14 protein-coding genes are annotated in these 12621 nt (G+C 62.6%); 8 read left to right on the forward strand and 6 right to left on the reverse strand.

Annotated features, from left to right (window positions below):
- Positions 1-45 precede the first annotated feature (45 nt).
- Complete coding sequence (locus tag B5527_RS10505; protein ID WP_079601225.1) at positions 46-678, forward strand: NUDIX hydrolase; 633 nt, start codon at positions 46-48, stop codon at positions 676-678.
- Between the two features lie 9 nt (positions 679-687).
- On the opposite strand, the gene B5527_RS10510 is transcribed toward B5527_RS10505, so the two are convergent.
- Together B5527_RS10510 and B5527_RS10515 are read right to left on the reverse strand one after the other, a co-directional pair.
- On the reverse strand, positions 688-2310 hold the full coding sequence (locus B5527_RS10510; protein ID WP_079601226.1) for an MDR family MFS transporter: 1623 nt from the start codon (positions 2308-2310) through the stop codon (positions 688-690).
- Between the two features lie 4 nt (positions 2311-2314).
- Positions 2315-3535 carry an HlyD family secretion protein gene (locus B5527_RS10515; RefSeq protein WP_079601227.1) on the reverse strand — a complete coding sequence of 407 codons (1221 nt, stop codon included), beginning with the start codon at positions 3533-3535 and terminating at the stop codon, positions 2315-2317.
- A gap of 99 nt (positions 3536-3634) precedes the next feature.
- Here B5527_RS10515 and B5527_RS10520 point away from each other — a divergent pair, with 99 nt between their 5' ends.
- Entirely contained in the window at positions 3635-4315 is a 681-nt protein-coding gene (locus B5527_RS10520) for a TetR/AcrR family transcriptional regulator (RefSeq protein WP_079601228.1), read from the forward strand.
- A 6-nt stretch (positions 4316-4321) separates the two neighbouring features.
- Here the strand turns inward: B5527_RS10520 and B5527_RS10525 are convergent, their stop codons facing one another.
- The 3 genes from B5527_RS10525 to B5527_RS10535 are packed head-to-tail and all read right to left on the reverse strand — an operon-like array spanning position 4322 to position 6914.
- Positions 4322-5038, reverse strand: coding sequence for a DUF1045 domain-containing protein (locus tag B5527_RS10525; RefSeq protein WP_079601229.1), 717 nt, complete (start codon positions 5036-5038; stop codon positions 4322-4324).
- Positions 5039-5058: 20 nt separating this feature from the next.
- Positions 5059-6252: an alpha-D-ribose 1-methylphosphonate 5-triphosphate diphosphatase gene (locus B5527_RS10530; RefSeq protein ID WP_079601230.1), complete on the reverse strand. Its 1194-nt coding sequence runs from the start codon at positions 6250-6252 to the stop codon at positions 5059-5061.
- Positions 6249-6914 carry a chloramphenicol acetyltransferase gene (locus B5527_RS10535; protein ID WP_079607199.1) on the reverse strand — a complete coding sequence of 222 codons (666 nt, stop codon included), beginning with the start codon at positions 6912-6914 and terminating at the stop codon, positions 6249-6251. The genes B5527_RS10530 and B5527_RS10535 overlap by 4 nt, the downstream gene beginning before the upstream one ends.
- A gap of 188 nt (positions 6915-7102) precedes the next feature.
- On the opposite strand from B5527_RS10535, the gene phnC reads away from it, so the two are divergent.
- The 4 genes from phnC to phnE (B5527_RS10555) all read left to right on the forward strand — a co-directional run bounded on the left by phnC (position 7103) and on the right by phnE (B5527_RS10555) (position 10695).
- Complete coding sequence (gene phnC, locus B5527_RS10540) at positions 7103-7918, forward strand: phosphonate ABC transporter ATP-binding protein (RefSeq protein ID WP_079601231.1); 816 nt, start codon at positions 7103-7105, stop codon at positions 7916-7918.
- 65 nt (positions 7919-7983) lie between these two features.
- The gene (gene phnD / locus B5527_RS10545; protein WP_079601232.1) at positions 7984-8895 is read left to right on the forward strand and encodes a phosphonate ABC transporter substrate-binding protein; all 912 of its coding nucleotides are present in this window, start codon (positions 7984-7986) and stop codon (positions 8893-8895) included.
- Between the two features lie 61 nt (positions 8896-8956).
- Positions 8957-9841 carry a phosphonate ABC transporter, permease protein PhnE gene (gene phnE / locus B5527_RS10550; RefSeq protein WP_079601233.1) on the forward strand — a complete coding sequence of 295 codons (885 nt, stop codon included), beginning with the start codon at positions 8957-8959 and terminating at the stop codon, positions 9839-9841.
- Positions 9838-10695 carry a phosphonate ABC transporter, permease protein PhnE gene (phnE, locus tag B5527_RS10555; RefSeq protein ID WP_425305067.1) on the forward strand — a complete coding sequence of 286 codons (858 nt, stop codon included), beginning with the start codon at positions 9838-9840 and terminating at the stop codon, positions 10693-10695. Before phnE (B5527_RS10550) ends, phnE (B5527_RS10555) begins: the two co-directional genes overlap by 4 nt.
- Before the next feature lie 7 nt (positions 10696-10702).
- Here phnE (B5527_RS10555) and phnF read toward each other — a convergent pair whose 3' ends face one another.
- Positions 10703-11431, reverse strand: a complete 729-nt coding sequence (gene phnF, locus B5527_RS10560) for a phosphonate metabolism transcriptional regulator PhnF (protein ID WP_079601234.1) — start codon at positions 11429-11431, stop codon at positions 10703-10705.
- Positions 11432-11549: 118 nt separating this feature from the next.
- On the opposite strand from phnF, the gene phnG reads away from it, so the two are divergent.
- Together phnG and phnH are read left to right on the forward strand one after the other, a co-directional pair.
- Entirely contained in the window at positions 11550-12008 is a 459-nt protein-coding gene (phnG, locus tag B5527_RS10565) for a phosphonate C-P lyase system protein PhnG (protein ID WP_245332714.1), read from the forward strand.
- A 3-nt stretch (positions 12009-12011) separates the two neighbouring features.
- Positions 12012-12620: a phosphonate C-P lyase system protein PhnH gene (gene phnH, locus B5527_RS10570; protein WP_079601236.1), complete on the forward strand. Its 609-nt coding sequence runs from the start codon at positions 12012-12014 to the stop codon at positions 12618-12620.
- The last annotated feature ends 1 nt before the right edge of the window (position 12621 follow it).

The raw sequence follows: 12621 nt of genomic DNA on the forward strand, positions 1-12621 counted from the left end.
CGGCGATCGAACCGCGATTGAAAATCGCAAACCTTGGGACGTGAGATGACGCGAGTGCCTGTTCTGGCGGCGGGAGGCATCGTGCTGCGGCAGGAGGAAACTCCGCTGATCGCGGTGGTGCGGCTGCGCAAGCGCAACGAATGGGTGCTTCCCAAGGGCAAGCTCGATGATGGCGAAACACCGCGCGGCGCCGCCGAGCGCGAAGTCATGGAGGAAACCGGGCATGACGTCGCCGTGCACGATTTTCTGGGAACGCTGGTCTATGAGTCCGGCGGACGGTCCAAGGTCGTCCACTACTGGCGAATGGAGGCTAGCGGCGAGCAGGCTTACGAGCTGATGTATGATGTGAGGGCCGTCGATTGGCTGCCGCTCGATGCCGCAATCGAGCGGCTGTCGCGCGGCTATGAACGCGCTTTTCTCGCCAATGTGGGTCCGCTCGCGGTTGAAGCGGCAGCACTTGCCCAACTCGCGCGGCGACCGAAGGCACCGATATCGAGTCCGCCGCAGCGAGATCTGCCTTCTATGCAATTTGTCGAACCAGGTTCCAGAGCGCCAAAAACGGCGCCTGAATCCGGTGAAGAGACGGGTATAACAGCTCGTATTCCCCGCAGAAACCTGCCGCGGAAGCTGTGGGATTGGCTGCGGCGTGCCACAGCACCAATCGACACGTCCATTTGAACTGCGATCTTAGTGCGCTCCGGCCCCGCTTGCTTTCACCTTGCGGGTGAATGCCACCGCGGTGGCGGCGAGCACCAGTACAAAGCCGATCACTGCAAAGGTATCGCTGAAGCCCATTACCAGCGCCTGGCGCTTCACCGCGTTGCCGAGCGCGATGATGGCCTGCTGATGCGCCGCCGCCGGGTCAGGCACGCCGTGGGCCATGAAGAAGTCCGTCATCTGCGCAATCCGGTTGCGCACTTCCTCGCGGCCGAGCGTCACCGACTGGCCGATGATGTTGGAGTGGAACTGCTCGCGCTTGGTGATCACGGTGGCAAGCACCGCGGTGCCGATCGCGCCGCCGAGGTTGCGGAACATGTTGCTGATGCCGGACGCCGCCGCCGCATCCTGCGGAGCGGTATCGCCTGTTGTCACCGAGGTCAGCGGGGTCAGCACCATGGCCTGGCCGATGGCGCGCACGATGTTGGGAATCCAGAGCTGGTCGCCGGCATAGTCCGGCGACATCGCCGTATTCATGAAGCAGCTATAGGCGAAGATCATCAGCCCGGTGAAGGCGATATAGCGGGCATCGAAGCGCTGCATCAGCTTCGGCACCAGCGGAATCAGGAGGAGCTGGGGCAGGCCAGTCCATGCCAGCACCTCGCCGATCTGTTCCGCATTGTAGCCTTGCGCCTGACCGAGATAGGCCGGCAGGATGTAGACCGATCCGAACAGCGCGAAGCCGAGCAGCGTCATGGCGATGGTGCCGACGCCGAAGTTGCGGCGGGTCAAGAGCCGCAGCCGGATCAGCGGCTTTTCGATCGAAAGCTCGATCCAGGCGAACAGCGACAGGCTCACCAGCGCGACGACCGCGAGGCGCAGGATGAAGGGTGAGGCGAACCAGTCATCCTTGTTGCCCTCCTCGAGCACGGTCTGGAAGGCCGACAGCCCGATCGCCATGGTGGCGATGCCGGCCCAGTCGCCTTCTTTCAAGAGCTTGAGCTGCATCGGTTGGCGCTCGAGCGTCAGATAAAGCGCCGTTACCATCACGATGGTCGGCAGCACGTTGACGAAGAAAATGGTCCGCCAGCCGTAATTTTCGGTGAGATAGCCGCCGATGGTGGGGCCGATCGCCGGGGCGAAGGTGACGGAAAGCGCAAACACGGCGAGCCCGATCGGCTGTTGCGGCTTAGGCAGCTTGGTCAGCACCAGCGTGAACGCCATCGGGATCAGCACGCCGCCGGCAAAGCCCTGCAGGCCGCGCATCGCGATCATGGAGGGCAGATCGTGGGTGAAGGCACAGGCGACCGAGAACGCCGCGAAAAGCGTCGCGCTTGCGAGCATGTAGCGGCGGAACGAGAACACCCGGCTGAGATAGTCGGTGAGCGGAATCACCACGATCTCGCCGATCAGGTATGAGGTCGAGATCCACGATCCGTTGTCGACGCCGGTGCCGATGCCGCCTTCGATGTTGAGCAGCGAGGCGTTGGTGATCTGGATGTTGAGGATCGCCATGAACGAGCCGATCATGGCGGCGAGGACGGCGATCCAGGTCGTGACGCTGGCGCGGTTCGGATCGATGGTTGCGCGCCCGGATCCTGCGTAAGAGGAAGGAAGCGAGGGTAGCGCGGCTGACAGGACAGGATTTGACATGGCACTATCCTCCGGAAACCTTGCCTGACAATTTGGATGCGGCAACCGCCCGACGATCGCGGGCTTGCGACTTGGTCTCGATGGTCGGAATCACCGACATGCCCGGACGTAGTTCGACCAAGGAGTCATTGTCGCGGTCGAGTGCGATCTTGACCGGTATGCGCTGCACCACCTTGGTGAAGTTGCCGGTGGCGTTGTCCGGCGGCAGCAGCGCGAATTCCTGGCCGCTGGCGGGCGCAATGCTGTCGACGCGGCCGTGCACGATGTGGCCGGGGAACATGTCGACGGCGATATCGACCGCCTGTCCCTGGCGCACATCCGTGAGCTGGGTTTCCTTGTAATTCGCGACCACATAGGCGCCGGTGGCGGGTACCACCGACATCAGTTGCGTCCCGGCCTGCACGAACTGGCCGACGCGCAAGCTGCGGTTGCCGACGATGCCGTCGATCGGCGCGACGACGGAGGTGTAACCGAGATTGAGTTCGGCCTGGTTCTGCGCCGCATTTGCCCGAGCCAGCGACGCGGTCGCCTGGGCGATTTCGGCCTTGAGCAGATCGACCTGTTTCAGGGCCGATGCGAGATTGGCGGTGTCGCGCTGAACCGCGGCCTGTGCGCCCGCGATGCGCGATTGCGCCTGCTGTGCGTTCTGCACGCTGCCATAACCGGTGCTGGCCAGATCGGTGTAGCGCTTGTTCTCCTGGGCGGCGAAGGTAACGGTCGCCTTGTCGACGTCGACGGTTGCCCTTGCGGCGTCGATCACCGTCTGTTGAACGCCGAGCTGGGCCTGTTTGCTCGCGATGGCGGCTTGCGCCGCACCGACGTCGGATCTGGCCTGGTCGAGCGCCACCTGGAAATCGCGCTCGTCGATCCGCGCCAGCACCTGGCCGGCCCTGACCCGTTCATTGTCGCCCACCAGCACCTCCCGCAGATATCCGGAGACTTTTGGGGCTATGGTGGTGTTGTCGGCCTTCACATAGGCGTCGTCGGTCGAAACCAGATATTGGCCGACGGTCCAGTAATCCCAGCCGTACCAGGCCGCGCCGGCAAGCGCCGCCAACGCAACGCCGGTCATTAATGCCTTGCGAAAATTGAACTTTTTCCGAGGTGCGGGAACGGGAGCTTCACTGGCGCGGCCCACACCATATGAGCCTGGCAGCAGATCCTCGGCGGCCTGACTGGCTGGAACCGGACGCTCGATCTCGAATGCGGTGGTATGGCGGGTCATGGCGGTCGCTCCCGGGTGGCTTATTTAGGAAACTTGATATTTTCCAAAATAGACCCTATATTGGGACTGTCAATGGAATGACAGGCATCATGTAAAAGCATGGCTGAGATCGACACCACCCAGGCCAAGACCCAGGACAAGCGCTGCCGCGGTCGTCCACAGGTCCGTCCCGACGATGAAACACGCGGGGTCATCTACGAGGCCGCGCGACATGAATTCGCCGCCAGCGGCTACGCCGCGACCAGCATGGAGACCGTGGCGCGCCGCGCCGGGGTGTCCACCAAGACGCTGTATCGCCTGATTCCCAACAAGGCGTCGCTGTTCGAGGGCATGGTGTCGGACCGGCTCGACCGCTTCCTCTCTGTCGTCAACCTCCACGCCGCGGATCACACCGACATCGAACAGGCCCTGTTTGCGGCGCTGATGGCGTGCGCGGATCTTGCGCTCGACGAGGAAGTGATCGCGGTTCAGCGCATGGTGCTGCAGGAGGCCGGCAAGTTCTGCGGTATCGCGGGGACGTTCTACAAGAACGCGATCGAGCGTACTGCCATGGCGCTGGCGGACTGGTTGCGGGTGCAGCAGGCGCGCGGCTTGATTGCGCTCGACGACGTCGACGAGGCCGCCGGCATGCTGCTCGGCATGGTTACCTCGGCGCCGCGGCGCGCCGCGATGTTCGGCGGCGTGCCGCTGCCGTCGCGTCCGCAGATCGAAGCGCGGGTAGGCAATTGCGTGGCGCTGTTCTTGCGGGGTTGCCAGGTGCAGGGCGTTCGCAGCCGCTGACGCAGATCAATTTTGGCGGCCGTCAGCGGCGCGCAGCTTCCAATGATTGACGATGCGGAATCGGCAATCGGTATTGTCCTGACGGAACAGCGCCATCCTGTCGATCGCGAGCGTGTTCAGACCGAGCGCGGAAAAACGATTTCGCAGCATCCTCAACACGGGTTCGCGCCGCTCGGCACCAAGCCGGCCTGTCAGCGTCATGTGGAAGCGGAATTCTTCGAAGACGTAAGGATACCCCCAGCGATCGAGATATTCGCGTTGCCTCGGCGTCAGCTGTGATGGATTTCGTCGTTCACGATCATCTGCTGTCAGCGGGGCTCTGAACGAATCGAGCGCGCTGACGCAATCCGCCGCAAGCCGTTCCAGTTCTGCTACCGGTTCGCGCGGCACCACCGCGATAAAGCCGCTGATCGAATCGACGACCGGCGCGATGATCGGAATTGCCCGGGACGCGCCGGCGAACGATTCGCAGGCGGTCAGCAGCTCAGCCTCGGTCCTCCCTTGTGCCAGTGACAGCGGCGCCTTCAGCGTGGCATGAAAACCGTATTTGCGCGGATCCCGCGTCAGGTCATGCCAGTCCGGCACTAACGGCAAAATCCCGTCCGGGAAGGGCAGGTCCTCGCCGCTGAAGGCGTCATAGCCGAGCAGTTGCGCACCGAAGCGATCGAGATCGCTGCCGGGCGCAGACACGTAATAGATCGCATAACGGGGAAAGGTCGCCATCTCAGCAGAATAGAGCGGCGTCAGGCGGCTGCAACCGCCTTGCCTTGGGCGTGAGACGAATGGATCAGGCGGCTCGCGTCCGTCAGATGAACCAAGCGCCCGGCGGCGATGACAGCGATGATGCGCGGCCGCAGCGGCACATCATCGTCGACCAGGATGAGGTCGGCCCGGCGCCCTTCCGCCAGAATGCCGCGATCGGTGAGACCTGCGGCCCGGGCCGGGGCCGCCGAAATCAAATTCCACGCTTCGGCAAGCGGCAACACGCCATCGGCAACAAGGCGGAACGCGGCCAGCAACGGCGCCGGATAGTAATAGTCGGAGGCCAAGACCGAGCATAAGCCCTTGGCGATCATGTCGGCCGCCTTGGTCCATCCGGTATGGCTGCCGCCGCGCACCACATTGGGCGCGCCGAACACGATGGCATCGCCGGCCCCGGCCGCCTCGCGCGCGGTTTCCTCGTTGACCGGAAATTCAGCGATGCCGACACCTTGCGCGCGAAATTCCTTTCGCGCGGCGGGGCTTTCATCGTCGTGCGAGAGCATCCGCACCCCGGCTGAACGCGCTGTTTCAGCCAGCCCCGCGATCGAGCCTGGGACTTCGGAGCCGCGCGCCACCACGCGCGTGACCAGCCGATCGAACTCCTCGCTGGAAAGGCCGCAACGCTCCACCATACGCGCCCGCTTCTGCGGCTTGGCGAGGCTGGCGACCGTGGAATCCATGTGGTCGTTGAACGCGAACAGGTCGATACGTCCGTCGGATAGCCACTGCTTGATCTCGGATTCGGCCTCGAGATTGTAGGTCTCATGGCGCAGGTGGAAGCGGGTGTCGGCGGCGAGTTGCGGCCGCAAGGTCTCGATTGCCTCGAGTAACTGCCTCGCATTGTCGCCGCTGCGAAGGCCGGGCTCCCAGGACCAGGTCGTGGCGTGATAGACGGTGGTGATTCCATTGGCGATCGCCTGCCGGTCGCTGTCGGCCAGCGCCACGTCGATCGGAAAATCGACGCCGGGGCGGGGCATCATTTGCCGCTCGAACGCGTCGCCATGCAGATCGACGATCCCAGGCAGCACCAGGAGATCCCGGGCATCGAGCCCAAATGAGCCGCGTCTGCGGTCCGAATCAACTTCGCTGATCTTGCCTCCGGCGATCTGCAGCGAGGATTCAGAAAATTCTCTGCCGAACAGGGTCCGGCCGCGGTCGATGAAAATGTCGGTCACGATGCTGCACTTCGTTTGGGGTTACGCGGGCGACTGGAACTGACCGCCGCCTCGTATTTTGCGAGAAAGTCCTCGACAGCGAGTTTTCGAAAATCGGGCAGGGCCCTGCGCAGGGTTTCGTGGTCCCAGTCCCACCACGCAAGCGCCGCCAGCCGGTTGGTAGTCTCTTCCGGAAACCGCAGTCTGATCGTCCGCGCCGGATTTCCGGCGACGATGGTGTAGGCCGGCACGTCCTTGGTCACGATGGCGCCGGCCGCGACAACGGCGCCGGTGCCGACGCTGCGGCCCGGCAACACGATCGCGCCATGCCCGATCCAGACGTCATGACCGATGTGAACGCGATGGCCGCGCCGCCATTCGAAAAACTCCGGCTCGTCGCTCTCGCCCGGGAAATAAGCGCTGGCGCGATAGGTGAAGTGCGCCTGCGAAGCCCGCTGCATCGGATGATTCCCGGGGTTGATTCGCGTCATCGCCGCGATCGAGCAGAACCTTCCGATCGTGGCATAGGTGATCTGCGCGTCGTTCACGACGTAGGAATAATCGTCCATGACGACGTCGTGCAGGATAGTTCGGGCGCCGACCTCGCAATAGGCGCCAAGCCTGGCATCGTGCAGTTTCGCCGACGGATCGACGGTCGGTTCCGAAAGTATTTTGCCGGCCATGCGAATTTCCACGAGTGATGCGTAACGACCCAAGGCTGCACGTCATCGATGCGCATGATGACAGTATCATGACAGATGGATGACGCCCCACTGGGGTGTGGACCGCGGGTGCCGCGTAGCGCGACTGTCACACAACTGTCGAATCCAGACGCTAGCGATGGTCAAGGCTTGGGGGTCTGGAGCAATGCATGCTGGTGGTTGAAGGTTTGACGTGCCGTTTCGGCACAAAGGCCGCTGTCGACAATGCATCGTTCTCGATAGCTCCCGGTGGCTTTGTCGGTGTGATCGGCCGTTCCGGCGCCGGCAAGTCGACGCTGCTGCGGATGATCAATCGTCTCGCGGAGCCGAGCTCCGGACGCATTGTTTTCGACGGCGTTGACGTCACCGCGCTGAAGGGTCGCGAGCTGCGGAAGTGGCGCGCCCGTTCGGCCATGATCTTCCAGCAGTTCAATTTGATCGGCCGTCTCGATGTCCTGACTAACGTGCTGATGGGCCGTTTGGCGACGGTCTCGCCGGCGAGGGCATTGCTGAAACTATGGCCGGATGCCGACAAGGCGATCGCATTGGCCGCACTCGAGGAGTTTGATATCGCATCGCTTGCGGTGCAGCGCGCGGATCAGCTTTCCGGCGGTCAGCAGCAGCGCGTCGCGATCGCTCGCGCATTGGTCCAGGAACCGGACATTATTCTCGCGGACGAGCCGATCGCCTCGCTCGATCCGCACAACACCAAAGTGGTGATGGACTCGCTGCAGCGTATCAACAGGGATTTTGGGATCACCGTGATCTGCAACCTTCATTCCCTCGAACTGGCGCGCGGCTATTGCGATCGCTTGATCGGCATGGCGGCCGGTCAGGTGGTGTTCGACGGGACGCCTGAACAACTGACGGAATTGGAAGCGCAGCGTCTTTATGGCCTCGAATCCGACGCAAGGGCCACCTCGTCGGCAAGACCGAACGCCTTCCCCGTTGAAGGCTCCATTCTAGGCGTACCTGCTATCGCGTAGCCGCTGACTGCCGCGACCCTCGCGCCGACAAGAAACTGCCTCACCCACCCGACAGGAGAAGACATATGCTGAACCGCCGCCATTTTGTATCCGCAGGCGCGATTGCGCTGGCCTTTACCACGAGCGTTGCTCATGCCGATGACTGGAAATCGAAATACAAGGAACTGACCTTCGCCGTAATACCGGCCGAAAATGCGTCGGGCGTCAACGACCGCTACGCTCCCTTCATGGCCTATCTCTCGAAAGAACTCGGCGTTCCTGTCAAGCTGCGCATCGCCAACGACTATGCTGCTGTCATCGAGGGCCAGCGCGCCGGCAATATTCAGGTGGCCTATTACGGCCCAGCCTCGTATTCGACGGCCTATATGACCGGCGTCAAGATCGAACCATTCGTCACCACCAGGAACAATGACGGCACGGTCGGCTACTATTCGGTGATCTACGTCAAGGCCAACAGTCCTTACAAGGATATCAAGGATCTCAAGGGCAAGACCATTGGCTTCGTCGATCCGAATTCGACCTCCGGCTACAATGCGCCGCGATTCTTCCTGCACAAGAACGGTATCGATGCTGATGCCTTCTTCAGCAAGTCGATCATCACCGGAAGCCACGAGAACGGCGTGATTGCGCTCGACAAGGGCACGGTCGATTGCGCCGCTGACTGGTGGAATTCGGATACCGACTCGAACCTCACGCGCATGGTCGCGAAAGGAATGGCCAAGAAGGAAGATTTCCGGGTCATCTTCAAGTCCGGACTCCTGGCCGGTTCGCCCTATGCGTACCTCTCCGATCTCCCAACCGATCTCAAGCAGAGCATCGTAAAGGCTTTCATGGAGGCTCCCACCAAGGACAAGGCCGCCTTCGACCGCTTGTCCGACGGCAAGGACAAGGAGTTTGTGCCGGTGACCCACAAAGACTATCAGGACACCGTGGACATGATTCAGTACGTCAACGACATGCGCAAAAAGCGCTCCTGAAGAGCCCGGGGAGCGGCGAGCTTTCGCCGCTCCCCTTTTTTCTGATCCACGCGGGCCGGTCATGACCTCCAGCATCCTGAGCGTACCGCAGGCGCGCCTCGAGGTGCTGCTCGCCGACTACCAGCGTGAAGTCGGACGCCGCCGCCGGCAATCATTGCTGGTACTGGGGATCCTGGCCATCCTGATAGCCATCGCCGGGCGTTTCGGCGAAGTCGATGTCAACTATCTTTTCCAGCACATATCGAACTTCACCAGTTATTTTGGCCGGATTGTTCCCAAGCTCGGCATTGCGCATTTTGATGCGGACGTCGCGGACTGGTACTGGAATTTCACGGGCTGGCTGAAGCTCCTGCTCGATACCGTACTGATCGCCTATCTCGGCACATTGATCGGCGCCAGCGGTGCATTCACGATTGCCTTCTTCGCCGCGGCCAATCTTGCTCCAAGCAATGTGCTGCGATGGAGCATCAAGCGCATTTTCGAATTCTGCCGCACGGTTCCTGACCTGGTATTCGCATTGATGTTTGTCAGCGCCTTCGGCCTCGGACCCCTGGCAGGAATCCTCGCGATCGCAATTCATACCTTCGGGACGCTCGGCAAGCTGTTCACCGAGGCCATCGAAAACATCGATATGAAGCCGGTCGAAGGTGTGCGCAGCACTGGAAGCCGATTTATCGAAATGGTGCGGTTCGGTGCGCTGCCGCAGGTCGTGTCGAGTTTCGCCAGCTACACCCTGCTGCGCTTTGAGATCAACGTGCGGTCAGGCTCGGTGGTTGGCATGGTTGGGGCAGGAGGGATCGGTCAGGATCTTTTCGTGGCTATCCGAAAATTCTACTATACCGACGTCAGCGCCATCCTGCTGATGATCATCGTTTCGGTAGCGGTCATCGATCTGGTGACTGAACGGATCCGGCATCGGTTGTCCGGTCAGGATACGGGCCGATGAGCGCGCGCCGCATGACGCTTTTGGACGATCCAAATACGGTGCTGGACCGGCACCGCGATCTTTTCAACGAATCGCCGCTTCGGCGCGCGTCCGCGCTTGCTGCGCCGCTGGGAATCGCGGGCGTCGCGATTTTCGCGGGGTGGTGGCTCGCCATTCCGTTTGACCAGATCGGACCGGGGCTGGCGTCGCTCGCAAAGTTCGTCGCGCTGATGTTTCCTCCGTCGGCTGGCGGTCACCTCCATCTGTTGATCAAGGCGATGGGCGAGACCCTCGCCATCGCGTTTCTCGGAACCCTGATTGCGACCGTCTTCGCATTTCCGGTCAGCTTTCTCGCCGCCAAGAATACGGCGCCTCACTCCCTTATTCGTTTCGCAATCCGCCGCGGCCTGGACACGATCCGCGGTGTCGATGCCCTGATCTGGGCGCTGGTCTTCGTTGGTGTTGTTGGCCTTGGTCCGTTCGCGGGGGTTCTTGCGATCGCAGTTTCCGATACAGGCGCGCTCGGCAAGCTGTTTTCGGAAGCGATCGAATCCACTGAGGAGCGCGCGCGAGAATCCATATTGGCAAGCGGCGGGACTGGCTTGCTGGCCGTGCGGTTCGGCCTGCTGCCGCAGGTACTCCCGATCATCGCGGGACAGATACTTTATTACTTCGAATCGAACGTGCGATCGGCGACGATCATCGGGATCGTGGGAGCCGGCGGCATCGGCTTGCAACTGTCCGAGCAGATCAGAACCTATGATTTTGACCAGGTCGCATTCGCGGTGATCATGATCCTGATAACGGTGGCCATCATCGACTGGATCTCGAGCAAACTGCGCTTCGCGATCATCGGCCGGCGCGCTGTCGTATGAAGCGCGGTTAGCTATTCTCGACCACGAATTCGACGCGTTCGGCGGCAAAGCGCGCCCGGGTGGTCAGCAGCGGTTTGCCACCGCCGTCGACGTCGGTGCTGTCGACCACCAGAATCGGGCGGCCGAGTGCGAGATCGAGCCGCGTAGCGTCGGTGGCGTCGACGATCCCAGCCGTGACGCGGGTCGAAGCCCGGCGATAGTCGCGGATCCCGTAATGCGCAAGCACCTTGGTCATCGATCGGGCACTCTCGTAAATCCGCCCGGCATCGGGAAACCGCTCCGCCGCGAGCCAGGTGGTGCCGACGCAGATCGGCGTGCGGTCGGCGAGCCGCAGCGCTTCGATCCGGACCAGCGGCGCGCCGGTCTTGAGGCCAAGCTGCCGCGCCAGTTCGCGCGTCGCGGGCTCTTCGGAGGCGCCGATCAACTGGCCGCGCGGCTCGCGGCCGCCGGCGCCGACGATCTCGGAAAACCGCGTGCGTGAGCGCAAGGGATAGGCGAGGCGCGGCGCTTCCACATAGGTGCCGCTGCCGCGTTCGGCGCGCACCAGGCCGCGCTCGGCCAGCGTCGCCAGCGCCCGGCGCACGGTGTGGCGGTTGACGCGGTAGGTCTCGGCGATTTCGATCTCGCCGGGCAGCCGTTCGCCCGCGGCAAAGCTGCCGTCGGCGATGCCACGCTCGATCCCGTCGGCGACCTGCCGCCATAGCGCGACGCCCGAAACTGCGTCCTGCAGGGTCATGACGCAGAAAGGCCGGAGAAGGACATCGGAAAAATCATCATGGTGTCACGAAACAGTCATGGCGTTTCATTATCAAGTTGTCTATTATCATAGACAACTTGATTCCGGCAAGGCCGATATGATCGTGAACGAAAACAGTAAACAGGCGCGGCGCAAGGCGGCCATGGCGGTGCTGGCGCATGCCGATGCGGCCGAGATTGCCAGACATCTCGCCGCCATCGCGTCGCCGCCATATGAAAATCTGCGCGAGGCGGAAAACGGCCTGGTGATGGTGCGCGGCCGCGTCGGCGGCGATGGCGCGCCGTTCAATCTCGGCGAGGCCACGGTCTCGCGCGCCGCCGTGCGGCTTGCGGGCGGCGAGGTCGGCTTCGGCTACACCCTCGGCCGCGATCGGGAAAAGGCGCACATGATCGCGCTGTGCGACGCCCTGGTGCAGTCGCATGAATTCGCGGACGCGGTAGAGACAAAGGTTCTGGCGCCGTTGCGCGAGGCCGCGATCTCGGTGCGAAACCGAAAGGGTGCGGAGACCGCGGCGACGCGGGTCGATTTCTATACGCTGGTGCGCGGTGAGGGTTGAGCGATGACGACGGTTGCCGAACTGCCTGCGGGGTTTGCGGACAAGGTGTTGTCGGCGCAGTCGACGTTCCGTTCAGTGATGGATGCGATGGCGCGCCCCGGCAGCGTGCAGCGCATTGTTGCCGCCGCCGGCGCTCCTGCTGCCATGATGAGCGGCACCGCGGCCATCGCGCTGACATTGTTCGATCACGATACGCCGGTCTGGCTCGATCCACGGATGTCAGAGACATCGGATGTGACAAAATGGCTCAAATTCCACACCGGCGCGCCGGTGGTTTTGGATTCCTCGATCTGCAGTTTTGCGCTGATCGGCGCCGCCAGCGCGCTTACCGCGCTCGATCGGTTTTCGCTCGGCAGCAATGAATACCCCGACCGTTCAAGCACGCTGATCCTGCAGGTCGAAAGCCTGACGCAAGGCGAAAGTCTCGAGTTGCGGGGTCCCGGCATCGACGGCACGGCGGTCTTGCGGGCCGCGATCGAGCCCCGGGACCTGTTCGAGCGGCTTGCCGTCAATGCCGCGCTGTTTCCGCGCGGTATCGATGTCGTGCTGGTCCATGGCGATAGCATTGTCGCGATACCGCGCACCACGCGGCTGGTCGCGAAGGGAGGCTGAA

Source organism: Bradyrhizobium erythrophlei (genome assembly GCF_900129425.1).
In the GTDB taxonomy this organism is placed as follows: domain Bacteria; phylum Pseudomonadota; class Alphaproteobacteria; order Rhizobiales; family Xanthobacteraceae; genus Bradyrhizobium; species Bradyrhizobium erythrophlei_C.

Bases quoted from the DNA above. Each gene is read 5' to 3' on its own strand.
- B5527_RS10505 (WP_079601225.1), top strand. From the start codon at position 46: ATGACGCGAGTGCCTGTTCTGGCGGCGGGAGGCATCGTGCTGCGGCAG.
- B5527_RS10510 (WP_079601226.1), bottom strand. From the start codon at position 2,310: ATGTCAAATCCTGTCCTGTCAGCCGCGCTACCCTCGCTTCCTTCCTCT.
- B5527_RS10515 (WP_079601227.1), bottom strand. From the start codon at position 3,535: ATGACCCGCCATACCACCGCATTCGAGATCGAGCGTCCGGTTCCAGCC.
- B5527_RS10520 (WP_079601228.1), top strand. From the start codon at position 3,635: ATGGCTGAGATCGACACCACCCAGGCCAAGACCCAGGACAAGCGCTGC.
- B5527_RS10525 (WP_079601229.1), bottom strand. From the start codon at position 5,038: ATGGCGACCTTTCCCCGTTATGCGATCTATTACGTGTCTGCGCCCGGC.
- B5527_RS10535 (WP_079607199.1), bottom strand. From the start codon at position 6,914: ATGGCCGGCAAAATACTTTCGGAACCGACCGTCGATCCGTCGGCGAAA.
- phnC (WP_079601231.1), top strand. From the start codon at position 7,103: ATGCTGGTGGTTGAAGGTTTGACGTGCCGTTTCGGCACAAAGGCCGCT.
- phnD (WP_079601232.1), top strand. From the start codon at position 7,984: ATGCTGAACCGCCGCCATTTTGTATCCGCAGGCGCGATTGCGCTGGCC.
- phnE (WP_079601233.1), top strand. From the start codon at position 8,957: ATGACCTCCAGCATCCTGAGCGTACCGCAGGCGCGCCTCGAGGTGCTG.
- phnE (WP_425305067.1), top strand. From the start codon at position 9,838: ATGAGCGCGCGCCGCATGACGCTTTTGGACGATCCAAATACGGTGCTG.
- phnF (WP_079601234.1), bottom strand. From the start codon at position 11,431: ATGACCCTGCAGGACGCAGTTTCGGGCGTCGCGCTATGGCGGCAGGTC.
- phnG (WP_245332714.1), top strand. From the start codon at position 11,550: ATGATCGTGAACGAAAACAGTAAACAGGCGCGGCGCAAGGCGGCCATG.
- phnH (WP_079601236.1), top strand. From the start codon at position 12,012: ATGACGACGGTTGCCGAACTGCCTGCGGGGTTTGCGGACAAGGTGTTG.